Raw genomic sequence first — 24,246 nt, 5'->3', positions numbered from 1 at the left:
ATGTCAGCGTCGCGGATCCCAGCGGAACCACCGCTGCACAGCAAACACGGCCAGCGCCGTCCAGACCAACCCGGTCAAGGCGGCGCCGAGCAGATCGGTGCCCTCGGGGCCGCCGAACCAGCCGGCCCGGACCAGGGTCATCACACCGGTCAGCGGCAGGTACTCGCAGACCGCCGCGAGCCGGTCGGGGAATATGTCCAGCGGGACGAAGAGGCCCGAGCCCATCATCGAGACGAGGAACAGCGGCAGCGTCGTCAGCTGGGCGGTCTGCACGGTGCGGGTGATCACGGAGGTGACCGCGGCCAGGACCGTCAGCAGCACCACGCCCAACAGCAGGCCCGCCACGAGCAGTTCCGGGCGTTCCGGGGTGCCGAGGCCGAAGAAGGCCGTACCGGCGACGACGATCACCGCGCTCTGCGACAGGGCGAGGGCGCCGGCCGGGAGGGCGGTCCCGGCCAGGATCTCGCCGTCGGTGACCTCGCCGGTGCGCAGCCGCTTCAGCACCAGCTCCTCGCGCCGGGCGACGTAGGCGGCGACCAGGTTCATGTAGACGGCCTGGATGAGCACGGTCCCGACGCCGCCCATGAGGGCCGCACCAGCGACGGTGAGCCCGGTGCCGTCGAGGTCGACCTTCTCGAACGCCGACTTCATCGCCATGATCATCGCCGCAGGCATGAGGAGCGCGACGAAGATCGCCGTTCTGTTCCGGGCGAGCAGCGTCAGCTCGGCCCGGCCGAGGGCCGCCAGCCGGCTCACGGCAGTCGTGCGCGCGGAACCGGCGGAGGGGGTGGTCGCGGTAGTCATGGGGCGGGCACCTCTGCGGTTTCGGCGGCGGACTTCGCGATGTCGAGGAACGCCTCTTCGAGTGAGGCGGAGCGGGCGTCGAGCCCGTGCAGCTGGACGTCCGACTCGGCGGCCCAGCGGAGCAGCTCGGTCAGGGCGTCCTGGAGGCGATGCGTCCGTATCTCGACCCGGGGGCCCTCGGCGGCGGCGTGGAGCTCCAGGGGCAGCCGTGCCGGCGGAACGCCGTCGGGCAGTTCGAAGCGGATGCGGGCGGGGCGGGCGGCCGTCACCTCGGCCGTGGTGCCCGCTGTCACGATCCGGCCGCGGTGCATGATCGCCAGCCGGTCCGCGAGGGCTTCGGCCTCCTCCAGGTAGTGCGTGGTGAGCAGGACGGTGATGCCGTCTTCCTGGAGCCGGCGCACGAGCGACCAGGTGTCGCGGCGGCCCTCCGCGTCGAGACCGGTGGTCGGCTCGTCGAGGAAGAGCACTTCGGGCCGGCCGAGCAGGGCCAGCGCAAGATCGAGCCGCCGCCGCTCCCCGCCCGAGAGCTGCTTGACCCGGACCCGGGCACGGTGACCGAGCCCGACCAGCTCCAGGGCCTCGCCGATGGGCCGGGCGCCGCTGGTGCACCCCGCCCACATCCGTACCGTCTCGGTGACCGACAGATCGGACGGGAAGCCGCCCTCCTGGAGCATCACGCCCATCCGTGGCCGAACCTGCGAGCGCTCGTCGTAAGGGTCGTGGCCCAGTACGCGGACCGTGCCGCCGTCGGGCCGGGCCAGGCCCTCCAGGAGCTCGACGGTGGAGGTCTTGCCGGCGCCGTTGGTCCCGAGGAGGGCGAAGAGCTCGCCGCGGGCCACGGAGAAGGAGACGCCGGACACGGCCTCGAAGCCGCCGGCGTAGCTGCGCCGGACGTCCTCCGCCCGGATCACGTACTCACGGAACATGTCGTCGCTGGTCATGTCTTCAGGTTTCCGTCCGCGTAGGGCCGGCGGCAGTGCGGACTGTCACCACCACCCATGACAAACGTCATGAGTGGTTCCCCGGGCGCGGGGAAGACACATTGAGGACCCGAGACACGACGAAGTCCCCGGTCGGAATCGACCGGGGACTTCGTATTCTGAGCGGACGACCAGGTTCGAACTGGCGACCTCAACCTTGGCAAGGTTGCGCTCTACCAACTGAGCTACGTCCGCATTGCAACCACTCGGCTTTCACCGGTGGAGCGAGCACTACTCTACCTGATCCACCGGAGTGGTCCTGCAAGTCGTGCAGAGCGGGTGACAGGAATTGCACACTGCGCCTTCCCCCTGGAAGGGGGATGTTCTGCTACTGAACTACACCCGCACGCTGCGTGGGGTTCGGCCTTTCCGGCTTCGCCCCTCGGCGTGTTCCAGACTCTATCCGACCTGCGGGGGTGTAGCGCAAGTCGGCTCCCCCGCAGGTCCTCCGGCGGCGCCCCGTCGGACCTGTCGCCGGGTCAACTCGCTTCCTGGAACGCCTCGTACACGCTCTTCGGGATGCGGCCCCGGGCGGGGACGTCCATCCGGTGCGAGCGCGCCCAGGCGCGGACCGCCGCCGGGTCCGGCGCGAGCGAGGTGTGCCGGTACGGAACGGGAGTCTTGCCGTGCTTGCCGGCATTTGTCTGCTTGCGGCCGGCCGCCATGTACGGGGCCAGGGCGTTCCGCAGTTTCTTTGCGTTGGACGGATTGAGGTCGATCTCGTACGACTTCCCGTCCAGGGCGAAGGTGACCGTTTCCGCCGCTGTGCCCCCGTCGATGTCGTCGGAGAGTGTGACCACTACGCGCTGCGCCACGGATATCGGTCCTTTCCTACGGCATCGACGCGTCTGACATGCGCCGATGCCGGCCTTCCGGCTGTGAGCGCGGATGCGGGCCGACTGTTGTCGGTGCTCCGGGGCAATGCTGCATTCCCCGGTAATCATTTGTACAGCGAGTGGTGCCGCATTGTGAAGCCCGTCCAATTACCTCCGCGTGTCCGTCCGCTATGTGTGCTGCTCGTGAGCATTTGTTTCGCGGCTTTTCCGCCGTCCGGTGATCGGCCGATATCTGGACGTGATCTATCCCGTTTGATATCTACCCGCGTAGAATTTCCGGCCAGGTACGCTGAGTGGAGCCGCGGGGGTCCGGGGTACCCCCTCCGGAGAAACAGCCGCACCACACCACCACACCGGGAGTGCCAGTGGCACGCGTCGTAGTCGACGTCATGCTCAAGCCCGAGATCCTCGACCCGCAGGGACAGGCGGTGCAGCGCGCACTGCCCCGTCTCGGCTTCGAGGGAATCGCGGACGTACGTCAGGGAAAGCGTTTCGAGCTGCAGGTCGAAGGGCCCGTCGATGACGCCGCCCTCGCCCGTATTCACGAGATGGCGGAGACGTTCCTCGCCAACACCGTGATCGAGGACTTCACCGTCAAGGTGGAGAACGCCGAGGAGTCGAAGTGACTGCTCGTATCGGAGTCGTCACCTTTCCGGGCACGCTCGACGACCAGGACGCCCTGCGGGCCGTTCGCGTCGCGGGCGCGGAGCCCGTATCGCTGTGGCACCGCGACAAGGACCTGCACCAGGTCGACGCGGTGATCCTGGCAGGCGGTTTCTCGTACGGCGACTATCTGCGTGCCGGAGCCATCTCCCGGTTCTCGCCGGTCATGGAGACGGTGATCGAGCAGGCGAAGGCGGGCATGCCGGTCCTCGGCATCTGCAACGGCTTCCAGATCCTGACCGAGGCGCACCTGCTGCCCGGCGCGATGCTGCGCAACAACCACCTGCACTTCATCTGCCGCGATCAGACGCTGCGCGTCGAGAACGCGGAGACCGCCTGGACGTCGGACTACTCCGCGGGCCAGGAGATCTCCGTACCGCTCAAGAACATGGACGGCCGCTACACCGCCGACGAGCACACGCTCGACGCGCTGGAGGCCGAGGGCCGCGTCGCCTTCCGCTACGTGGGCCACAACCCGAACGGCTCGCTGCGTGACATCGCCGGCATCACCAACGCCGCGGGCAACGTCGTCGGCCTGATGCCGCACCCGGAGCACGCCGTGGAGCCGCTGATCGGCACCGGTCGCACCGACGGTCTCGGTTTCTTCACCTCGATCATCAAGAAGCTGGTCAACGCATGAGCCTGGACACGGTCAAGCACGCGGCCGAAACCCCGGACACCGCGCAGCCCTGGAAGGAGCTCGGCCTCAAGGAGGACGAGTACGCCCGCATCCGCGAGATCCTGGGCCGCCGTCCCACCGGCGCCGAGCTCGCCATGTACTCCGTGATGTGGTCCGAGCACTGCTCGTACAAGAGCAGCAAGGTCCACCTCAAGCAGTTCGGCGAGAAGGCCCCGGCCAACGACGCCATGCTCGTCGGCATCGGTGAGAACGCCGGTGTGGTCGACGTCGGACAGGGCTACGCGGTCACGTTCAAGGTCGAGTCGCACAACCACCCCTCGTACATCGAGCCCTACCAGGGCGCGGCGACCGGCGTCGGCGGCATCGTCCGCGACATCCTCGCCATGGGCGCCCGTCCGGTCGCCGTCGTGGACCCGCTGCGCTTCGGTGCGGCCGACCACCCGGACACCAAGCGGGTCCTGCCGGGTGTGGTCGCGGGCATCGGCGGGTACGGCAACTGCCTCGGCCTGCCGAACATCGGCGGCGAGGTCGTCTTCGACGCCTGCTACCAGGGAAACCCGCTCGTCAACGCCGGCTGCATCGGTGTGATGAAGCACGAGGACATCCACCTCGCGAAGGCTTCCGGGCCCGGCAACAAGGTCATCCTGTACGGCGCCCGCACCGGCGGCGACGGCATCGGTGGCGTCTCCGTGCTGGCCTCGGAGACCTTCGAGTCGACCGGCCCTGCCAAGCGCCCGGCCGTCCAGGTCGGCGACCCGTTCCAGGAGAAGCTCCTCATCGAGTGCACCCTGGAGATCTTCAAGGAGAAGCTCGTCGCGGGCATCCAGGACCTCGGCGGTGCCGGGCTCTCCTGCGCCACGTCCGAGCTGGCCTCCGCGGGCTCCGGCGGCATGCGCGTCGAGCTGGACACCGTGCCGCTGCGCGACTCCTCCCTCTCGCCCGAGGAAATCCTCATGAGCGAGTCGCAGGAGCGCATGTGCGCCATCGTCGAGCCGCAGCACGTCGACCGCTTCCTGGAGATCTGCGAGAAGTGGGACGTCATCGCCACCGTCATCGGTGAGGTGACCGAGGGCTCGCAGCTGGAGATCTTCTGGCACGGCGAGCAGATCGTGGACGTGCCGCCGCGGTCCGTCGCCCACGAGGGCCCGACGTACCACCGCCCGTTCGCCCGCCCGTCGTGGCAGGACGCGCTCCAGGCCGACGACGCCGGCAAGCTGGCCCGCCCGGCGAACGGCGCGGAGCTGCGCGAGCAGGTGCTCAAGCTGGTCGCTTCGCCGAACCAGGCGTCGAAGTCCTGGATCACGGACCAGTACGACCGGTTCGTGCAGGGCAACACCGTCCTGGCGATGCCCGAGGACGCCGGCATGGTCCGCATCGACGAGGAGTCCAACCTCGGCGTGGCCATGGCGACCGACGGCAACGGCCGGTACGCGAAGCTCGACCCGTACACCGGTGCGCAGCTCGCGCTGGCGGAGTCGTACCGGAACGTGGCCGCGACCGGTGCCAAGCCGCTCGCGATCTCGGACTGCCTGAACTTCGGTTCGCCCGAGGACCCGGACGTCATGTGGCAGTTCGCCGAGGCCACCCGCGGCCTCGCGGACGGCTGCCTGGAGCTGGGCACTCCGGTCACCGGCGGCAACGTCTCGCTGTACAACCAGACCGGTGAGACGGCGATCCACCCGACGCCGGTCGTGGCCGTCCTCGGTGTGATCGACGACGTGACGCGGCGTACGCCGGTCGCCTTCGGGGAAGAGGGCCAGCTCCTCTACCTGCTGGGTGACACGCGTGAGGAGTTCGGCGGCTCGGCCTGGTCCGAGGTCGTCCACAACCACCTCGGCGGGATGCCGCCCAAGGTGGACCTGGGCCGCGAGAAGCTGCTCGCCGAGATCCTGATCTCGGCCTCCCGCGACGGCATGATCGACGCGGCGCACGACCTGTCGGACGGCGGCCTGATCCAGGCGGTCACCGAGTCCTGCCTGCGCGGCGGGAAGGGCGCCCGGCTGGTCGTGCCGGACGGCCTCGACGCGTTCACGCTGCTGTTCTCCGAGTCCGCGGGCCGCGCGGTCGTCTCGGTGCCGCGCAGCGAGGAGCTGCGGTTCAACGACATGTGCGGGGCGCGCGGTCTGCCCGTGACCCGCATCGGTGTCGTGGACGGCGACGCGATCGAGATCCAGGGCGAGTTCAGCATCCCGCTGAGCGAGCTGCGCACGGCGCACGAGGAGACGATCCCGGCGCTGCTCGCGTAGTCCCCGGACAGCACCCGACGAGACCCCCGACCGGTTCCGCCCGGTCGGGGGTTTTCGCGTGGTGCGTACGGGGAGGAGTCAGGCCCTCGTACGGGTGCCGGGCAGCCGGATCGCCAGGATCAGGGCGAGGATCATCGCGCCGGTGGCGCAGGCGAAGACCACGTCCGCCGAGGTGACGAAGGCTTTCAGGGCCTGGTGGCGGGCGCTGCCGGTGAGGTGGCCGATGTCGCTGGTCGTTCCGCCGGGGCCCTTGGCGGCGTAGACCCTGCTGAGCAATGCTCCGAAGAGCGAGGCGCCCAGGGCGGTGCCGAGGGTCTGGAAGAAGCGGATGCCGGTGGTGGCGACGCCCAGCTGGGCGGGCGGGGCGGTGTCCTGGACGAGCTCGATCAGCTGGCCGATGAGCTGTCCGAAGCCGATCCCCATGAGCAGCAGCGCGCCGCGCACCGTCCACAGACCGGTGTCCGTGTCGAGCGTGGTCAGCAGGGCGAGGGCGGCCGACGCGCAGACCGTGCCGCTGACGACGAAGGTCTTCTGCGACCAGCCGGCCGCGACCAGGCGCCCCGAGAGCAGCCCGACGACGGTCATCCCGATCGCCATCGGGACCAGGAAGAGACCGGCCGAGGTCGCGGCGACCCCGCGGACCACCTGGAGGTAGATCATCACGTAGACGATCGACCCCATCATCGCGACGCCGACCAGGCCCTGGATCGCGAAGCCGTACCGCATGAGCCGCAGCCGGAAGAGCGAGAGCGGCAGGATCGGTTCGGCGGCCGTGGCCTGGCGCCGGAGGAACAGGCCGAGCGCGACGGCGGCGGCGACGGCGAGGCCGACGACGACCGGTGAGGTCCACGCGTAGTCCTCGCCGCCCCACTCGGTGACCAGGAGCAGCGCGGTCGAGAAGGCCGCGGCGAGACCGGCGCCGAGGAAGTCGATGCGGTGGCGGGTGGTGCGGACGGGGAGCTTCACCACGACGACCGCGGCGATGAGGACGGCGATGCCGACGGGCAGGTTGACGTAGAAGATCCAGCGCCAGCCCGCGTGGTCGGCCAGGGCACCGCCCAGCCAGGGGCCGAGCGCCATGCCCGCACCAGCGATGATCCCGCCGACGCTGCCCTTCCTGTCGCCGCTCCTGGGCTTCGCGTCCTCGCCCTTCTTCGGGCCCGCCGTGCCGAGCTGGCGGAGGACGACCATGGTGACGCTCATCAGCCCGCCGCCGCCGATGCCCTGAACGGCGCGTGCGGCGATCAGCTCACCCATGGACTGGGCCAGTCCGCACAGCGCGGACCCGGTGAGGAAGGTGGCGAGCGCCCCGATGAACACCTTCTTCGAGCCGAGGGTGTCGCAGAGCTTGCCGTACAGGGGCAGCGCGGCGGTCGCGGCGAGCTGGTAGGCGGCGATCAGCCACGGAATCCGGTCGACGCCGTGGACCGGGTCGAGGTCACGGACGATCGGGACGGTCGCCGAGGACACGATGTTCGAGTCCAGGACGGCCAGCAGGATCGTGACGATGCAGAGCGCCACGGCGATCGTGGCGCTCCGGCCGCCGGCCGGCTGTCCGTCCGTCGCCGTCTGCCGCGGCGCGGACGCTGTGGCTGTTCCTGACATGACTGGATCCCCCCTCATGGGCGGTGCCGACGCGCACCGCTGTGGTGGGTCCCACTGTTCACCCCATTTATGTACTGGGTCAAGTTTTCATCCGGGATTAATTTTCATCCTGGTACAGTGAGGTCATGACCGAGGGGATGGGACTGCGCGAGCGCAAGAAGAGGGAAACCCGGCGGCGGCTGCTGGAAACGGCCACCAGGCTCTTCTCCGAGCGCGGGTTCGACCAGGTCTCCGTCGCGGAGATCGCCGACGCGGCCGATGTGTCGAAGATGACCGTCTTCAACTACTTCGACAGCAAGGAAGACCTGGTCTTCGCGCCGTTGGAGGAGCACGTCGGTGACGCCGCCCGGATCGTGCGGGAGCGCGCGCCCGGCGAATCGGCGGTCGCGGCGTTGCGCCGGCAGTTCGTGGCGGCGATCGAGCGGCACGACCCCTCGGTGGGGATGGGTGACCACCCGTTGGCGCTGGGCATCGTGCGGCTCATCCTGGAGACGCCCGCCCTGCTCACCCGGGCCCACTCCTACTTCGTGCGGACGCAGGACCAGCTCACCGAGGCCCTGATCGAGGAGGGCGAGGAGCCGGTCATCGCGCGGATCGTCGCTGCCCAGCTCCTCGGTACGCGAAACGCGCTGCTCACCGAGAACCGCAGGCGCCTGCTGTCCGGCGAACCGGCCGCCGCGGTCGTCCCCGACGCCGTCGCCCTCGCCCACCGGGGCTTCGACCTGCTGGAGAAGGGCCTCGGCGACTACGCGACGCGCACCTGAGCCGGGGGTCCGCGTACGTGGGGCGGGGGCACTGCGTACGTGGGGCGGGCGCCCTGTCAGTGCCGCGTCGTAGGCTCCCCGGCATGCCGCCCTCGCAGAAGCGCGCCCGTCGCTACGACCCGGCCAGGACCCGCACCGCGGTCCTCGCCCAGTTCGCCCACGTCCGGGACGGCGTGCGCACGCTGACCCCGCAGCAGCTCGCCGCGCCGAGCGGGCTCGGTGACTGGACGGTGCGCGAGCTCGCCGCGCACATCACCATGGCCCTCTCGCACGTCAGCCGGACGCTGGAGCTCCCCGCACCGGCCCTCGCCAAACCCGAGGTGTCCCTCCTCGAGTGGCCGTTCACCACCGCGGCCCGCGCGACCAGGATCGCGGACGACGCCGCCGAGCGGGCAGCCGCCGCCCCCGACCTGGACGCGCTCTACGCGGAGGTCGCCGGCCGCTTCGAGGCCCTGGTGCCCGGCGCCCCCGAGGACCGGCTGCTGGCCACCCGGGTCGGGGCGATGCGCCTCGGCGACTTCCTGGTCACCCGCGCCGTGGAGCTGGTCGTCCACACCTGGGACCTCAACGAGGCGACCGGGCTCTCCGTCCCGTACGACCGGCAGGCGCTCGCCGCGTGCAGCAGGCTCCTCGCCGACGCGCTCGCCGAGCGGGCGCCCGGCGGTTCGGTGGAGGTCCGGGTGCCGCCGTACGCGGTGGTGCAGTGCGTCCAGGGGCCGCGTCACACGCGGGGCACCCCGCCCAACGTCGTCGAGACCGACCCGCTCACCTGGATACGGCTCGCGACCGGGCGTACGGAGTGGGCGCGGGAGGTCGAGGCGGCCAAGGTCGCCGCGAGCGGCGAGCGCGCGGATCTCTCGGAGCTCCTGCCGCTGATGGGCTGACCCGGCCCCGGACGCCCGGCGGGCGCCCCGAGATGCCGCATACCGGGCGCCCGCGGTGTGAGGCTCGCCACGAAACGACCGGTCGGGCTGCTCGCTCCGGCCTCCCGGGGACCGGCTCACGCAGCGCCACGACGGCCGCCTGCGAAAGGTTTTCCGGGTGGCTGGATCCAGTCGGTGGATGGCCGGTGATCCGGGCGTCGCCTGCCCTGCGGCGGTTGCCGCGCGTAGACAGGGGGAAGGTCACGATTACCGTGTGTGACTGCTCCGAGGGGTTCCGGAGTGCGCTTCCGGGGCGCTCCGCCGGTGGTGGGGCGGGGGATCCCCAATTCGGACCAGTGGTCGATCTCCCCTACACTCGATGGCGTGCCTCGTGGTGATGGACGACTCAACCACGACCTGCTCCCCGGAGAGAAGGGCCCCCAGGACGCTTGCGGCGTCTTCGGTGTCTGGGCTCCGGGCGAAGAGGTCGCCAAGCTCACCTATTTCGGACTGTATGCCCTGCAGCACCGTGGACAGGAGTCCGCGGGCATCGCAGTGAGCAACGGGTCCCAGATCCTGGTCTTCAAGGACATGGGACTGGTCTCGCAGGTCTTCGACGAAACCTCCCTGGGATCGCTCCAGGGCCATATCGCGGTCGGTCATGCCCGCTACTCCACCACCGGTGCCTCGGTGTGGGAGAACGCGCAGCCGACGTTCCGTGCGACCGCGCACGGCTCGATCGCCCTCGGTCACAACGGGAACCTGGTCAACACGGCCCAGCTCGCGGAGATGGTCGCCGACCTCCCGCGCAAGGACGGCCGTGCCACCCAGGTCGCCGCGACCAACGACACCGACCTGGTGACCGCGCTGCTCGCCGGCCAGACCGACGACGACGGCAAGCCGCTGACCATCGAGGAGGCCGCCACCAAGGTGCTTCCCGAGGTGCGGGGCGCCTTCTCCCTGGTCTTCATGGACGAACACACGCTCTACGCCGCCCGTGACCCGCAGGGCATCCGCCCGCTGGTCCTCGGCCGCCTGGAGCGCGGCTGGGTCGTCGCGTCCGAGTCCGCCGCCCTCGACATCTGCGGCGCCAGCTTCGTGCGCGAGATCGAGCCGGGCGAGATGGTCGCCATCGACGAGAACGGTCTGCGCACCTCGCGATTCGCGGAAGCGAAGCCCAAGGGCTGTGTCTTCGAGTACGTCTACCTGGCCCGCCCCGACACCGACATCGCGGGCCGCAACGTCTATCTCTCCCGCGTGGAGATGGGCCGCAAGCTGGCGGCGGAGGCGCCCGTCGAGGCGGATCTGGTCATAGCGACGCCGGAGTCCGGCACCCCGGCCGCCATCGGTTACGCGGAGGCCAGCGGGATTCCGTTCGGCAACGGCCTCGTGAAGAACGCCTACGTCGGCCGGACCTTCATCCAGCCGTCCCAGACGATCCGCCAGCTGGGCATCCGCCTCAAGCTGAACCCGCTCAAGGAAGTCATCAAGGGCAAGCGCCTCGTGGTCGTGGACGACTCGATCGTCCGCGGCAACACCCAGCGCGCACTGGTCCGGATGCTCCGTGAGGCCGGCGCCGCCGAGATCCACATCCGGATCTCGTCCCCGCCGGTGAAGTGGCCCTGCTTCTTCGGCATCGACTTCGCGACCCGCGCCGAGCTGATCGCCAACGGCATGTCCGTCGAGGAGATCGGCACGTCGATGGGTGCCGACTCGCTCGCGTACATCTCGCTCGACTCGATGATCGAGGCGACGACGATCGCCAAGCCGAACCTGTGCCGCGCCTGCTTCGACGGTGAATACCCGATGGAGCTCCCGGACCCGGAGCTGCTCGGCAAGCAGCTGCTGGAGACCGAGCTGGCGGCGGGCCCCGCGGCGACCGCGGCGTCCGACGCGCTGCGGCGTCCGTGACCCGGACCGTCCGGCAGCCCTTCCCCCAGCCCCGTATCTCCACACGAAAGATCCCAGGCAATGTCTGAGACAACAGGTGCTTCCTACGCGGCAGCGGGCGTCGATATCGAGGCCGGCGACCGCGCCGTCGAGCTGATGAAGGAGTGGGTGAAGAAGACGCAGCGCCCCGAGGTCGCGGGTCTCGGCGGCCTCGGCGGATTCGCCGGCCTCTTCGACGCCTCGGCGCTCAAGCGCTACGAGCGTCCGCTCCTGGCCTCCGCGACGGACGGTGTCGGCACCAAGGTCGACCTCGCCCGCCAGATGGGCGTGTACGACACGATCGGTCACGACCTCGTCGGCATGGTCGTGGACGACCTCGTCGTCTGTGGCGCCGAGCCGCTGTTCATGACCGACTACATCTGCGTCGGCAAGGTGCACCCCGAGCGTGTCGCGGCCATCGTCAAGGGCATCGCCGAGGGCTGTGTGCTGGCCGGCTGCGCCCTGGTCGGCGGCGAGACGGCCGAGCACCCGGGTCTGCTGGGCGCGGACGACTTCGACGTGGCCGGAGCGGGTACGGGCGTGGTCGAGGCCGACCGCCTGCTGGGTCCCGACCGCATCCGCGAGGGTGACGCCGTGATCGCCATGGCGTCCTCCGGGCTTCACTCGAACGGGTACTCGCTGGTCCGCCACGTGGTGTTCGACCGGGCCGGCTGGACGCTGGACCGCCAGGTCGAGGAGTTCGGCCGGACCCTCGGCGAGGAGCTTCTGGAGCCGACGCGGATCTACTCGCTGGACTGCCTGGCCCTCACCCGTACGACCGAGGTGCACGGCTTCAGCCACGTCACCGGCGGCGGCCTGGCCAACAACCTGGCCCGGGTCATCCCGGACGACCTGCACGCGACGGTGGACCGCTCCACGTGGACCCCGGGCGCGGTGTTCGACCTCGTCGGCAAGGCCGGCCGGGTCGAGCAGCTGGAGCTGGAGAAGACGCTGAACATGGGCGTCGGCATGATCGCGGTCGTCCCCGCCGAGTCCGTGGACGCGGCCCTGACGACGCTGGCCGACCGGGGGGTCGACTCCTGGGTGGCCGGCGAGATCACCGCCCGGGGCGACCACGCGACCGGCGCCGAGCTGGTCGGTTCGTACGCACGCTGAGCGGGAGGACCGGTCGGGCCGACGGGCCCGGCCGGTCACCGGGCGGCCGGCTCTTCCCGGACGAGGGCAGCACAAAACCCGGTCCGGAGGAGCTCCGGACCGGGATGATGTGTCAGCGCGAGGTCAAGCGCCGCGGCGCTTGGACGACGGACCGGACTGGTCGTTCTCGTCCTCGTCCTCGTCGTTGTTGTACAGATCCGCGTACTGTGCGTACGGGTCATCTTCCTCGTCGTCGTCCTCGAACGGCTCCGCGTTCGGTGGCTGACTCGAAGTCGATGCGCCCAGCTCACTGGCCAGACGCGACAGGTCCGTCCCGCCGGTGCTGTATTTCAGCTGGCGGGCGACCTTGGTCTGCTTGGCCTTTGCCCGGCCGCGCCCCATGGCTCGACCCCCTCGGTGACGGGGCTCGACGGCCCCAGAGTCTTGACACGCGTTCATGTTTCAGGACGGACTCTCGGCAGAGAGACCGTGCCTGTAGAGCTTTAACGGTACCTGCTTCCGCGGCCATACGGTACGCCGCCCGCATCACGCGCCCCGGAAGAGGACCCGCGAGACGCCCCGTCCTCGCTGGTCAACTGCGATTTTAACCTCTTATCGGCAGGCGACCCGCCGACCGGCGTGAGTCTTGTCTCGCCGGTCGGCGGGCCGTGGCCCCACGGAGGGGTGCGGGGTCAGCGGCGACGGGCCTCGGCCATCCGCTGTTCGGCGATCCGGTCGGCCGCCGCGGCCGGCGGAATGCCGTCTTCCTTCGCACGTGCGAATATGGCCAGCGTGGTGTCGAAGATCTTCGTGGCCTTCGCCTTGCACCGGTCGAAGTCGAAGCCGTGCAGCTCGTCGGCGACCTGGATGACCCCGCCCGCGTTCACCACGTAGTCGGGCGCGTACAGGATGGCGCGGTCGGCCAGGTCCTTCTCGACGCCCGGGTGCGCGAGCTGGTTGTTGGCCGCGCCGCACACCACCTTCGCGGTGAGCACCGGCACGGTGGCGTCGTTGAGGGCGCCGCCCAGCGCGCAGGGGGCGTAGATGTCCAGGCCCTCGGTACGGATCAGCGCCTCGGTGTCCACCGCGACGGCGACCTCGGGGTGCTTGTCGGTGATCCGGCGCACGGACTCCTCGCGCACATCGGTGATCACGACCTCGGCGCCGTCCGCGAGCAGGTGCTCTACCAGGTAGTGGCCGACCTTGCCGACACCGGCGACCCCCACTTTTCGGCCACGCAGCGTCGGGTCGCCCCACAGGTGCTGGGCCGAGGCCCGCATGCCCTGGAAGACGCCGAACGCGGTGAGCACCGAGGAGTCGCCGGCGCCGCCGTTCTCGGGGGAGCGGCCGGTGGTCCAGCGGCACTCGCGGGCCACGACGTCCATGTCGGCGACGTAGGTGCCGACGTCGCAGGCCGTCACGTAGCGGCCGCCGAGCGAGGCGACGAACCGGCCGTAGGCCAGCAGCAGTTCCTCGCTCTTGATCTGCTCGGGGTCGCCGATGATGACGGCCTTGCCGCCACCGTGGTCGAGCCCGGCCAGGGCGTTCTTGTACGACATGCCGCGCGCGAGGTTCAGCGCGTCGGCGACGGCCTCGGCCTCGGAGGCGTACGGGTAGAAGCGGGTGCCGCCGAGGGCGGGGCCCAGGGCGGTGGAGTGGAGGGCGATGACGGCCTTGAGGCCGCTGGCCCGGTCCTGGCAGAGGACGACTTGTTCGTGTCCGCCCTGGTCCGAGTGGAACAGGGTGTTCAGGACATCGACAGGCGCGCCGGTCACATCGGTCACTGTGGTGACTCCCAAGTACGAAGCGGCGGAAAGACCCTCCTGAAGGTGGGGAGGGCCCGCCGGACTGCCCGTACGGACGGCCCGGCTGGGCAAGAGCGTAAGTCCTACCCCCACGTAGATCTGTTCCAGTGCCAAGGATCACCCCCCACCGGGGGACAGGCGTGACACGATCACCGCATGTCGGTGGTGTCTTCGGTGCTGGTTCCCTATGCGTCCTACCTCCGGGTGTACGAGCCACTGGCGGCCTTCCCGGAGGGCGAGCGCGCCCACTGGGCCCGTTACGCGGCCCGCGACCGGATGCCCACGGCTCAGGACGAACTCAGGCGCTCACTGGCCGACTTGGCGGCGACCCCGCCCGCCGGTGTGCCGGCGCACGAGAGTGCCGACGCGTTCGTGGCCGAGGTGGACGGCGTGGTGTGCGTGTGCCCGTGGCGGACCCGGCTGCGCGGCTGGCTGGCGCTGGACGGGCTGGCGGAGCTGTTCCCCGGGCCGGTGCTCGACGCGGTGCTGCCTCCGGTGGTGCGCGGCCAGGCGCTGGCCGACCACGAGCGGTGGGCGGAGCGCAATCCGGACGCCCGGCCGTGGATCAGGACGGCGGTGTGGCAGGTTCCGGTGCGCTGGTTCGTGCTGTTCGCGGACGAGGAGCGGGAGCACGTGGTGGCCGGGCCGGACGGGGAGCCGCCGGTGTTCCGGTACCGGACGCCGATGGTCGAGGCGCGGCGCCGGCTGGCCAGGTCGCTGCGGACGCTGCGGGAGACGATGGACGAGGGTCCGCTGACGGCGGGGCTCGTGGACATCGGGCGGTGGCTGGAGGAGTTCCACCCGCGTTCGCTCGTGGAGCTGGACTACGGCGGGCTCGTGCACGCGCTGCCGGAGCGGGAGCTCAGCGTCGACCGGAGCGCCGCCGACGTGGCGGAGGGGATCGCCGCGCTGCGGGCGGGGGACGCGGAGCGGGCGGCCGAGGCGTACGCGCGTCTCGCGGAGCGCTGGCGGGCCGTAAGGGACCGTCAGTTCGCCAACTGACCGCCTCGGCACCTTGCACGGACGGCTCGTGAACCGGTGTCGGATGTGACACGTGTGGGTGAAGAGGCGGAAGGGGCCGAAGGGGCGGCGGGACCTACGTCCCGAACCGGGCCTTTGCCTCAACCGTGATGGATAGCACTTACGGGGCCCTTGCGCCCTTCCCTACCCCTCGTGCCAAAATAGGACAAGGAGTCCGGTGAGGACTCCATCCGTCCATGTATGGGCGGATCACTCAGCATTGCACGCTATGGGGGGTCTGGTGACTCCTGATCGCTCTGTGACTGATCGTCACGGTGGTGTGACTGTCCGCTATGGCATGGTCCATCGGCTTTCCGTCGCTGATGAACACCTGGGAGGGCAATTCCATCGGTTTGGCCGACCGGGCTGGACGGATGGTGTAGTTGTAGTGCCGAGGACAAGCCGTTCGTCCTATAACCGACTCGGCCCGCGTCCGCCATTTCGGGCAACGTGGGTCAAGGTGCAGAATTTAGAGGAAAGAACCGAGATGGTTCGGTTCTCCCGAGGAGGCCGCTCATGACCGCTCGCACCCCTGATGCCGAGCCGCTGCTGACCCCGGCTGAGGTTGCCACGATGTTCCGCGTGGACCCGAAGACGGTTACCCGTTGGGCGAAGGCAGGCAAGCTCACGTCCATCCGCACGCTCGGTGGGCATCGCCGGTACCGCGAGGCAGAGGTCCGCGCACTGCTTGCGGGCATTCCGCAGCAGCGCAGCGAGGCCTGACAAACCCCCTGTCACCCCATCACAGCTGGGCTTTTGGGTCCCCCAACCCACTTGCTCACCCATAGCTCCATATGACGGGCGCCCGCCCCAACGGGCGCCGTACCTGTGCCGTACGGGTCATGTCATCCGATCGCGCTGGACTCCGCCGGGTCCAGCGCGATTTTTTTGCGCCCGGAACGGCTCCGCCTTGCGTCTGCTTCCTGCGGGCTTCCGGCGCTGTTTGCGCAGCCCGGCGCGGCGGCCGCGAGCCTCGCCGGTGACGTCGTCCGTGGTGTCGGCGGGCCGTGCGGGGGTATCCGGAAGACATCCCTCCGGGAAGTGCAATTGCACATATTAAATTCGCTAGTTGTAGGAAGGGTGTAAAGTCCCCCCTTCTCAAAACTGATTCAGTGACACCCGTCACACTGCACGAGTGTTGCCAACTACGAGCCTGCCACTGTGAGGAAGTCGACGGTGGCGCCGAAGGTCATGTCGTGGGAGGACTTACGTCCTCGCTTCACGAAGCGCGTACGGGGACCTGCCGGCGCCTTGTGGGCGGCTGGGGCGGTCCGGGCTCCTGTGGGGCGCCTGTAGGGCCGTCACGGGCTCCGGAGTGGGCCGCGACGGGCTCGGTGCCCCCTCGCGTCGGCTCCCGCCCGTGGGTGCCCCCATCGGGCCACCTCCCGCGATGGATGCGCGCCGCCCCGCTCCGGGGAATCCGGGGGCGCCCCCTGGTTTCTGAGTACTCGTCGGCGCACACCGCAGTCAAGACGCGCGAAAGCCCGGATCGATGCGATCCGGGCTTTCGTTCTGCGGTCCTGACGGGATTTGAACCCGCGGCCTCCACCTTGACAGGGTGGCGAGCACTCCTAACTGCTCCACAGGACCAGGTTTCGCTGCCTTCCTCGCGTCCGGCTGCGAAAACAGACTGTACAGGAGTTCAGCGGGTGCGGTCGAACTCACTGTGGGTGGCGGCCCCGTTACGGGTGTGCGCTACGGGGCGGCGGCATCGATCGCCTTCACGATCCGCTTGTCCGAGACGGGGAACGCGGTACCGAGGGCGTGTGCGAAGTAGCTCACCCGCAGCTCCTCGATCATCCACCGGATGTCCAGCACCTCCTGCGGGACGGGCCGGCCCTTGGGCAGCTGCTCCAGCAGCCAGGCGTACTCGTCCTGCATCTCGTGGACCTTCTCCATGCGCGTGGTGTCGCGCTGGACGTTGGTCGGCATCTGCTGCAGCCTGCGGTCCTCCGCCACCAGGTAGCGCATCAGGTCGGGCAGCCTGCGCAGCCCGGTCGCGGTGACGAAGCCGGGCGGCATCAGGCGCGCCAGGTGGTCGCGTACGTCCGTGACGTTGTTGATCAGGACCAGGCTGTTGGTGGCCTTCAGCCGGCGTTCGCAGGCCTGCCAGGCCGCCAGGATCTGCTGCACCTGGCCGATCGTGCGCACGGTCAGGTCCACGAGGTCCGCGCGCACCTTGTCGTACAGCGTCCGGAAAGACGCCTCGTCCCAGGCGGGGCCGCCGTGCGCCGCGATCAGCCGGTCGGCGGCCGCCGTCGCGCAGTCGTCGAACAGGGCCTGGATCGAGCCGTGCGGATTGCGGGACAGGGCCAGCTTCTGCTGGTTCGTCAGCTTGTCCGACGCGAACTTCGCCGGGTTCACCGGGATGTTCAGCAGGATCAGCTTGCGGGTGCCGCGCCACATGGCCTGCGCCTGCTCGGCCTCCGTGTCGAAGAGGCGTACGGCCACGGTCGCGCCCTGGTCGACCAGTGCGGGATACGCCTTGACCGGCTGGCCGGCTCGCCGGGTCTCGAAGACCTTGTTCAGCGTGCCGATCGTCCAGTCCTTCAGGCCGGAGCGCTCGATGGATTCGCCGGAGGGGCCCGCGGTGGCCGCCGCGGCCTTGGAGAGGGCCTGCCGGGCCTTCGGGCGGAGCCGGAGCTTCAGCGCCTCCAGGTCCTTGTCCTCGGCGACTCTGCGGCGTCGCTCGTCCACGATCCGGAAGGTGATCTTGAGGTGGTCCGGGACCCGGCTCAGGTCGAAGTCGTCCGCGGTGACCGGGACCCCGACCATCCGCTGGAGCTCACGGGCCAGCGTGGCCGGAAGGGGCTCCTGGAGGGGCACGGCCCGCTCCAGGAACTTGGCCGCGTAGTTCGGCGCGGGCACGTAGTGCCGGCGGACCGGCTTGGGCAGCGAGCGGATCAGCTCGGTGACGACCTCCTCGCGCAGGCCCGGGATCTGCCAGTCGAAGCCCTCCGACGTGACCTGGTTCAGCACCTGAAGCGGAATGTGGACGGTGACACCGTCGGCGTCCGCGCCCGGCTCGAACTGGTAGGTCACCCGGAACTTGAGCTTCCCCTGCCGCCAGGAGTCCGGGTAGTCGTCCTTGGTGACGGCCCCGGCCTTCTCGTTGATGAGCATCGAGCGCTCGAAGTCGAGCGCGTCCGGCTCGTCGCGCCGCTTGTGCTTCCACCAGGAGTCGAAGTGGGCGCCGGACACGATGTGTTCGGGGATGCGCTGGTCGTAGAAGTCGAACAGGGTCTCGTCGTCCACGAGGATGTCGCGGCGCCGGGCGCGGTGCTCCAGCTCCTCGACCTCGCCGAGCAGCTTGCGGTTGTCGTGGAAGAACTGGTGGTGCGTGCGCCAGTCGCCCTCGACCAGGGCGTTGCGGATGAAGAGGTCCCGCGACGTCTCCTGGTCGATCCGGCCGAAATTGATCTTGCGCTGGGCGACGATCGGCACGCCGTACAGCGTGACCCGCTCGTACGCCATCACCGCGGCCTGGTCCTTCTCCCAGTGCGGTTCGCTGTAGGTGCGCTTCAGCAGGTGCTGGGCCAGCGGCTCGATCCACTCCGGTTCGACCTTCGCGTTGACCCGCGCCCAGAGCCGGGAGGTCTCCACGAGCTCCGCCGACATCACGAACCGCGGCTGCTTCTTGAAGAGCGCCGAACCGGGGAAGATCGCGAACTTGGCGCTGCGGGCGCCCAGGTACTCGTTCTTCTCGGTGTCCTTCAGCCCGATGTGCGACAGCAGCCCGGCCAGGAGCGAGGTGTGCACCGCCTGCTCGGGGGCGTCCTCGTCGTTGAGGGCGATGCCCATCTGCTTGGCGACCGTGCGCAGCTGCGCGTAGATGTCCTGCCACTCGCGGATGCGGAGGAAGTTCAGGTACTCCTGCTTGCACATCCGGCGGAAGCTGGAGGAGCCGCGCTCCTTCTGCTGCTCGCGGATGTAGCGCCACAGGTTCAGGAACGCCAGGAAGTCGGACGTCTCGTCCTTGAACCGGGCGTGCTGCTGATCGGCCTGCGTCTGCTTGTCGGAGGGGCGCTCGCGCGGGTCCTGGATGGAGAGCGCGGCGGCGATGACCATGACCTCGCGGACGCAGCCGTTGCGGTCGGCCTCCACGACCATCCGGGCCAGCCGGGGGTCCACCGGCAGCTGCGAGAGCTTGCGGCCGAGCGGGGTGAGTCGCTTCTTCGGATCTTTCTCAGCGGGGTCGAGCGCCCCCAGCTCCTGGAGGAGCTGTACGCCGTCGCGGATGTTGCGGTGGTCCGGCGGGTCGATGAAGGGGAACTTCTCGATGTCGCCGAGCCCGGCGGCGGTCATCTGGAGGATGACGGAGGCCAGGTTCGTCCGCAGGATTTCCGCGTCGGTGAACTCCGGGCGGGTCAGGAAGTCGTCCTCGGAGTACAGCCGGATGCAGATGCCGTCGGAGGTACGGCCGCAGCGGCCCTTGCGCTGGTTGGCGCTGGCCTGGGAGATCCGCTCGATCGGCAGCCGCTGCACCTTGGTGCGGTGGCTGTAGCGGGAGATGCGGGCGGTGCCCGGGTCGATCACGTACTTGATGCCGGGGACGGTCAGCGAGGTCTCGGCGACGTTGGTGGCCAGCACGATCCGGCGGCCGGTGTGGCGCTGGAACACCCGGTGCTGCTCGGCGTGCGACAGACGTGCGTAGAGCGGGAGCACCTCTGTGTTGCGTAGGTTCCGTTTGCCGAGCGCGTCGGCGGTGTCGCGGATCTCGCGCTCGCCGGAGAGGAACACCAGGACGTCGCCGGGGCCCTCGCCCTGGAGTTCGTCCACGGCCTCGCAGATCGCGGTGATCTGGTCGCGGTCGGCGTCGTCGCCGTCCTCCTCCAGAAGGGGCCGGTAGCGCACCTCCACCGGATACGTGCGCCCGCTGACCTCGATGATCGGGGCGTCGCCGAAGTGGCGCGAGAAGCGTTCCGGGTCGATGGTCGCGGAGGTGACGACGACCTTGAGATCGGGGCGCCGGGGCAGCAGCCGGGCCAGATAGCCGAGCAGGAAGTCGATGTTCAGCGACCGCTCGTGGGCCTCGTCGATGATGATCGTGTCGTAGGCCAGCAGCTCGCGGTCCGTCTGGATCTCGGCGAGCAGGATGCCGTCCGTCATCAGCTTGACGAAGGTCGCGTCCGGGTTCACCTGGTCGGTGAAGCGGACCTTCCAGCCGACGGTCTCGCCGAGCGGCGTCTTCAGCTCGTCGGCGATCCGCTCGGCCACCGTGCGCGCGGCGATCCGACGCGGCTGGGTGTGCCCGATCATGCCCCGGAGGCCCCGGCCCAGCTCCATGCAGATCTTGGGGATCTGGGTGGTCTTGCCGGAGCCGGTCTCACCCGCGACGATCACGACCTGGTGGTCGCGTATCGCCTCCAGGATCTCGTCCTTCTTCTGGCTGACCGGGAGCTGTTCGGGGTACGTGATGGCGGGCATCCGGCCGGCCCGCTGCGTGAGCCGCCCGGCTGCCTTGTCCGCCTGGGCGGCGATCTCGTCCAGCACGGCCCGCTGGGCCTCGGGCTTGCGGATGCGGCGGGCGCCTTCGAGGCGGCGGCCGAGCCGGTTCGCGTCGCGGAGCGAGAGCTGCGCGAGCCGGGACTGGAGATCGGCGAAGGAAGTAGACATACGGACCCCAGGATCTCACCCGGGCCGGAGGAAGGGCGAACCCATTTCGGGCGGCGCTCCTCGGTGGGCCGCCGGAGGCTTGCCGGAACGACGAAGGCCCCATCCGGTGGACGGGGCCTTCGGGTGGTGGCTGGGGCCGGGATCGAACCGGCGACCTATCGCTTTTCAGGCGATCGCTCGTACCAACTGAGCTACCCAGCCACAAGGTTTCACGTGAAACCTCAGCGGTCCTGACGGGATTTGAACCCGCGGCCTCCACCTTGACAGGGTGGCGAGCACTCCTAACTGCTCCACAGGACCAAGCAATGTGCGAGACAAGTCTCGCACACGTTCAAGCGTGCCCCCAACGGGATTCGAACCCGTGCTACCGCCTTGAAAGGGCGGCGTCCTGGGCCACTAGACGATGAGGGCTAAGGGCCCACCTGCGCGCCTTGTAGCGCGTCGGGGACGTGAGAAGCATATGGGATGCCGGCGGCGTTCGCCAAAACGGTTTACGGGGACGGGGTCGGGCCGGTCGGGGACGGGCTCGTGAGGGCGGGCTTCTGCTCCGGCAGATGGCGGCTGACCTCGGCCGTCGTCAGCCCGAGGCCGCCCAGGGTGATCTCGTCCCAGGCCTGCAGGCGACGGGTGGAGCGGTCGAGATAGAGCACCGAAGCGAGCACCTGTTCCGGCTTCTTGTTCTGGACGGCCCGCAGCCCGCCGCCGCCCGTGGAGCCCTCGACCATCAGCCGGGTGCCGCCCTGCAGAACCTCGTTCTGCCGGTGGTGCACATGGCCCGCCAGCGCCAGCGGGACCTCCCCGTCCGTCTCCTTCACCGCCTCGGGCTCATGGGCGACGGCGATGTCGACGGGGGTGCCGGACCGCTGCTGCTCGCGCAGGGCGGCGGCGAGCGTGCGGCCGGCCACGCTCTGGACGTTCCCTGCCTGCTCGGGGCCCGTGCGGTCCGGGGTGAACTGCGGGTCCCCGACGCCGGCGACCCGCAGCCCCCCGACGGTCACGGCCCGGCCCTGGTCCAGGACGTGGACGTTCGGGAAGCGCTTCTTGTCGGACAGGTACTTCTGCGTCACCGCCGAGTCGTGGTTGCCGCGCACCCAGACATAGGGGGCGCCGAGATCGGCGATGGGGTCCAGGAAGCTGTTCTCGACGGCGGTGCCGTGGTCCATCGTGTCGCCGGAGTCGATGATCACGTCGATGTCGTACTGCTCCACGAGCGAGCCGATGATGTGCCACGCGGCCGGGTTCAGATGGACGTCCGAGACATGCAGGACCCGCAGGGTCGCCGGGTCCGGGCTGTAGACGGGGAGCGTCGAAGTGGCGTCGTACAGCTTGGTGACGTTGGTGACCAGGCGGGCCAGCTCCTGCTGGTAGACGTCGAAGTCGCTGACGATCGAGCGGGCGTCGCCGACCACCGAAGGGGCGCTGGAGAGCAGCCCGGAGAACCTGGGCTCCAGGACCGACTTCGGATTCCAGGTGGCGTACGCGCCGACCCCGGACGCGGCCAGCAGTGCGAGGGCCAGGCCCCCGGCGGCCAGGGCCCGGCGCGGCCGTCGGTAGACCGCGAGGCCCAGCGCCGTCGCCCCGGTCACCACCGCCACGCACGAACGCAGGGCCAACTCGCGGGTGCCCGAGGCGACGTCCGACGTGACCTCGTCCTCCAGCCCGGCCAGCCGCTCGGGGTGCTGCACCAGGGCCTGCGAGCGGACCGGGTCGAGCCGGTCCACGTCGACGTCGAGGCGGACCGGGGCGTGGTGCGAGTCCAGCTCCAGGGCGCCGAGAGGGGACACGTTGATCTTGGTGCCGCCGCTGAGCGAGGGCCGCAGGGTCATCGTGGTGTCCATCGGCCCCACGGTCGTCCGGACGCTGCCCACCGCGAGCAGCCCGAGCCAGGCGCCGAACAGCACCACGATGACCATGCCGAGCGCGCGGACGAACGGGCGGGACGCGGCGAACGGGCCATCGGCGGCGCGACGGGGTATCGGGCGGCGGAGGGGGACTCGGGCGCGGACCATTGGGTGCCCCTGCCCCAGTCGTGGTGCGGGTATGCCCGGGTCCGGGGCCTGGGCGGGCCGGGTGGGCGTACGGGACAATGGCCGGGTGCTGGAGATGACGCGGGAAGCGTTCGAGGAACTGGTCGCAGAGGCACTGGACCGGATTCCGCCGGAGCTGACCCGGCTGATGGACAACGTCGCGGTCTTCGTCGAGGACGAGCCGGAGTCCGATGACCCGGAACTCCTCGGGCTGTACGAGGGCACACCCCTGACCGAGCGCGGTGAGTGGTACGCGGGCGTGCTGCCGGACCGGATCACGATCTACCGGGGTCCGACGCTGCGGATGTGCGAGACGCGCGAGGACGTGGTGGCCGAGACGGAGATCACCGTCGTGCACGAGATCGCCCACCACTTCGGCATCGATGACGAGAGGCTGCACGCGCTCGGCTACGGCTGAGCCGGGCGTGGGGGCCCGTTGTGAAGGAGCGGCCCCGCCGGGCGTGTCCCGGGCGGGGTCACGGGAGTTGGGCACAGCGCACCCGGCTCGTTCATGTCAGGCCCCGTCCTTCCTCGCGTCCCCGGAGGTGCCCCCGTGCGCCAGTTCTCCGTTCCCGTCCGCTGGGCAGCGGTCACCGCTGTCACGCTCGCCACGTCCACCGGCTGTATGAGCGTCGGCTCCGAGGGGGCGGAACCGGCGCCCTCGCGGTCCGCCGAGCCGAAGGGGGCCGCGGTCGAGCCGAACGGCTCCACGGTGACGGGGAGCGGGCACTCCCGGTTCGGCGGCGCCGGTGCGCGGTCGGATCACCGGGGCGCCGGGGCCGGCGCTTCCGCTTCGCCCTCCGGGAGCGCCCCGGCCACGGACGGGCCCGGGGGCGGGCCGGAGAAGAGCGAGGGCCGCGACCGGGCCGCCCGTCCCTCCGTACCGGCGGGCCCGGCGGAGTCCGCGCCGCCGGAGGAGCCCCCGGCGTCGCCGGGCCCCGGCCCCGTGACCGGCCCGGAGGAGCCGGTGGAGACGCCCGCGCCGCCGGACCCGGAGGAGCCCGGTCCGGAGCCCTCGGAGTCCGCGTCGCCGGCGCCCTCGGCGTCTCCGGCCGCTCAGTTCCGTACCGATGCCCTGGGGTGGCCGGACGAGGTGGCGGAGCTGCGTAAGCCGGCGGCGTCACCGCAGGTGGAACCGGCCTGAGGGGGTGCGCGAGGGAAGGCGGCTTGCGCGATGTGGGTGAGAGTGCGTATGGTGGTAGATCGTTTGATCCCATTGCCCGGCGCCGACACAGAAGAGCGCCGTGTGGCGCGTACTCTCCCTTGCCGTGGCTGGACCGCATTGAGGCGGTCGACATTGCGAAATCACGGAGTTATGGGCGCGTGCCGAGACTCCGGAAGGTTTCGCATTTC

The 24,246-nt window shown here is 70.0% G+C and carries 19 protein-coding genes and 6 tRNA genes; 11 read left to right on the top strand and 14 right to left on the bottom strand.

Going from position 1 to position 24,246, the window contains the following annotated elements:
• Nucleotides 1–3 precede the first annotated feature (3 nt).
• The 5 genes from AB0L33_RS00235 to AB0L33_RS00215 form a co-directional block, all read right to left on the bottom strand.
• Entirely contained in the window at nt 4–804 is an 801-nt protein-coding gene (locus AB0L33_RS00235) for an ABC transporter permease (RefSeq protein WP_365676840.1), read from the bottom strand.
• On the bottom strand, nt 801–1,745 hold the full coding sequence (locus tag AB0L33_RS00230; RefSeq protein ID WP_365676839.1) for an ABC transporter ATP-binding protein: 945 nt from the start codon (nt 1,743–1,745) through the stop codon (nt 801–803). Before AB0L33_RS00230 ends, AB0L33_RS00235 begins: the two co-directional genes overlap by 4 nt.
• A 161-nt stretch (nt 1,746–1,906) precedes the next feature.
• Nucleotides 1,907–1,979: transfer RNA gene (locus AB0L33_RS00225), tRNA-Gly, on the bottom strand.
• Nucleotides 1,980–2,058: 79 nt separating this feature from the next.
• Nucleotides 2,059–2,130: transfer RNA gene (locus AB0L33_RS00220), tRNA-Gly, on the bottom strand.
• A 133-nt stretch (nt 2,131–2,263) separates the two neighbouring features.
• Nucleotides 2,264–2,599, bottom strand: a complete 336-nt coding sequence (locus AB0L33_RS00215) for an Lsr2 family protein (protein WP_198957044.1) — start codon at nt 2,597–2,599, stop codon at nt 2,264–2,266.
• A gap of 386 nt (nt 2,600–2,985) precedes the next feature.
• Here AB0L33_RS00215 and purS point away from each other — a divergent pair, with 386 nt between their 5' ends.
• The 3 genes from purS to purL are packed head-to-tail and all read left to right on the top strand — an operon-like array spanning nt 2,986 to nt 6,169.
• Complete coding sequence (purS, locus tag AB0L33_RS00210) at nt 2,986–3,246, top strand: phosphoribosylformylglycinamidine synthase subunit PurS (protein ID WP_018101738.1); 261 nt, start codon at nt 2,986–2,988, stop codon at nt 3,244–3,246.
• Nucleotides 3,243–3,923, top strand: coding sequence for a phosphoribosylformylglycinamidine synthase subunit PurQ (gene purQ, locus AB0L33_RS00205; RefSeq protein WP_164402307.1), 681 nt, complete (start codon nt 3,243–3,245; stop codon nt 3,921–3,923). Before purS ends, purQ begins: the two co-directional genes overlap by 4 nt.
• Nucleotides 3,920–6,169, top strand: a complete 2,250-nt coding sequence (gene purL, locus AB0L33_RS00200) for a phosphoribosylformylglycinamidine synthase subunit PurL (RefSeq protein ID WP_365676838.1) — start codon at nt 3,920–3,922, stop codon at nt 6,167–6,169. The genes purQ and purL overlap by 4 nt, the downstream gene beginning before the upstream one ends.
• 78 nt (nt 6,170–6,247) lie before the next feature.
• Here purL and AB0L33_RS00195 read toward each other — a convergent pair whose 3' ends face one another.
• Entirely contained in the window at nt 6,248–7,774 is a 1,527-nt protein-coding gene (locus AB0L33_RS00195; protein ID WP_365676837.1) for an MFS transporter, read from the bottom strand.
• A gap of 125 nt (nt 7,775–7,899) precedes the next feature.
• On the opposite strand from AB0L33_RS00195, the gene AB0L33_RS00190 reads away from it, so the two are divergent.
• From AB0L33_RS00190 to purM, 4 genes are all read left to right on the top strand, one after another.
• On the top strand, nt 7,900–8,538 hold the full coding sequence (locus AB0L33_RS00190; RefSeq protein WP_365676836.1) for a helix-turn-helix domain-containing protein: 639 nt from the start codon (nt 7,900–7,902) through the stop codon (nt 8,536–8,538).
• Nucleotides 8,539–8,621: 83 nt separating this feature from the next.
• The gene (locus AB0L33_RS00185; RefSeq protein ID WP_365676835.1) at nt 8,622–9,422 is read left to right on the top strand and encodes a sterol carrier family protein; all 801 of its coding nucleotides are present in this window, start codon (nt 8,622–8,624) and stop codon (nt 9,420–9,422) included.
• Between the two features lie 363 nt (nt 9,423–9,785).
• Nucleotides 9,786–11,312 carry an amidophosphoribosyltransferase gene (gene purF / locus AB0L33_RS00180; RefSeq protein WP_365676834.1) on the top strand — a complete coding sequence of 509 codons (1,527 nt, stop codon included), beginning with the start codon at nt 9,786–9,788 and terminating at the stop codon, nt 11,310–11,312.
• A gap of 60 nt (nt 11,313–11,372) precedes the next feature.
• A complete protein-coding gene (gene purM / locus AB0L33_RS00175) occupies nt 11,373–12,446 on the top strand; it encodes a phosphoribosylformylglycinamidine cyclo-ligase (protein ID WP_365676833.1) in 1,074 nt (357 codons plus the stop codon).
• Nucleotides 12,447–12,569: 123 nt separating this feature from the next.
• Here the strand turns inward: purM and AB0L33_RS00170 are convergent, their stop codons facing one another.
• Together AB0L33_RS00170 and AB0L33_RS00165 are read right to left on the bottom strand one after the other, a co-directional pair.
• Nucleotides 12,570–12,827 carry a DUF3073 domain-containing protein gene (locus tag AB0L33_RS00170; RefSeq protein WP_073966783.1) on the bottom strand — a complete coding sequence of 86 codons (258 nt, stop codon included), beginning with the start codon at nt 12,825–12,827 and terminating at the stop codon, nt 12,570–12,572.
• Nucleotides 12,828–13,117: 290 nt separating this feature from the next.
• The gene (locus tag AB0L33_RS00165) at nt 13,118–14,209 is read right to left on the bottom strand and encodes a Glu/Leu/Phe/Val dehydrogenase dimerization domain-containing protein (RefSeq protein ID WP_365676832.1); all 1,092 of its coding nucleotides are present in this window, start codon (nt 14,207–14,209) and stop codon (nt 13,118–13,120) included.
• A 177-nt stretch (nt 14,210–14,386) separates the two neighbouring features.
• Here AB0L33_RS00165 and AB0L33_RS00160 point away from each other — a divergent pair, with 177 nt between their 5' ends.
• Nucleotides 14,387–15,232, top strand: a complete 846-nt coding sequence (locus AB0L33_RS00160) for a hypothetical protein (protein WP_365676831.1) — start codon at nt 14,387–14,389, stop codon at nt 15,230–15,232.
• Between the two features lie 534 nt (nt 15,233–15,766).
• The gene (gene bldC / locus AB0L33_RS00155) at nt 15,767–15,973 is read left to right on the top strand and encodes a developmental transcriptional regulator BldC (RefSeq protein ID WP_003949541.1); all 207 of its coding nucleotides are present in this window, start codon (nt 15,767–15,769) and stop codon (nt 15,971–15,973) included.
• Between the two features lie 792 nt (nt 15,974–16,765).
• Here the strand turns inward: bldC and AB0L33_RS00150 are convergent.
• From AB0L33_RS00150 to AB0L33_RS00125, 6 genes are all read right to left on the bottom strand, one after another.
• A tRNA-Asp gene (locus tag AB0L33_RS00150) sits at nt 16,766–16,840 on the bottom strand.
• A gap of 105 nt (nt 16,841–16,945) precedes the next feature.
• Complete coding sequence (hrpA, locus tag AB0L33_RS00145; RefSeq protein ID WP_365676830.1) at nt 16,946–20,866, bottom strand: ATP-dependent RNA helicase HrpA; 3,921 nt, start codon at nt 20,864–20,866, stop codon at nt 16,946–16,948.
• Nucleotides 20,867–20,990: 124 nt separating this feature from the next.
• A tRNA-Phe gene (locus AB0L33_RS00140) sits at nt 20,991–21,067 on the bottom strand.
• A 24-nt stretch (nt 21,068–21,091) separates the two neighbouring features.
• Nucleotides 21,092–21,166: transfer RNA gene (locus AB0L33_RS00135), tRNA-Asp, on the bottom strand.
• A 38-nt stretch (nt 21,167–21,204) separates the two neighbouring features.
• Nucleotides 21,205–21,277 (bottom strand) — tRNA-Glu (locus AB0L33_RS00130).
• Between the two features lie 80 nt (nt 21,278–21,357).
• A complete protein-coding gene (locus AB0L33_RS00125) occupies nt 21,358–22,875 on the bottom strand; it encodes a metallophosphoesterase (protein ID WP_365676829.1) in 1,518 nt (505 codons plus the stop codon).
• Nucleotides 22,876–22,960: 85 nt separating this feature from the next.
• On the opposite strand from AB0L33_RS00125, the gene AB0L33_RS00120 reads away from it, so the two are divergent.
• Both AB0L33_RS00120 and AB0L33_RS00115 read left to right on the top strand, forming a co-directional pair.
• Nucleotides 22,961–23,311: a metallopeptidase family protein gene (locus AB0L33_RS00120; RefSeq protein ID WP_018101725.1), complete on the top strand. Its 351-nt coding sequence runs from the start codon at nt 22,961–22,963 to the stop codon at nt 23,309–23,311.
• 135 nt (nt 23,312–23,446) lie between these two features.
• The gene (locus AB0L33_RS00115; protein ID WP_365676828.1) at nt 23,447–24,037 is read left to right on the top strand and encodes a hypothetical protein; all 591 of its coding nucleotides are present in this window, start codon (nt 23,447–23,449) and stop codon (nt 24,035–24,037) included.
• Nucleotides 24,038–24,246: the final 209 nt, after the last annotated feature.

Source organism: Streptomyces sp. NPDC052299 (assembly GCF_040679335.1).
GTDB lineage: Bacteria > Actinomycetota > Actinomycetes > Streptomycetales > Streptomycetaceae > Streptomyces.
Note: the sequence above shows the minus strand (reverse complement) of the source record. Positions and strands in the feature narration are given on the sequence as shown.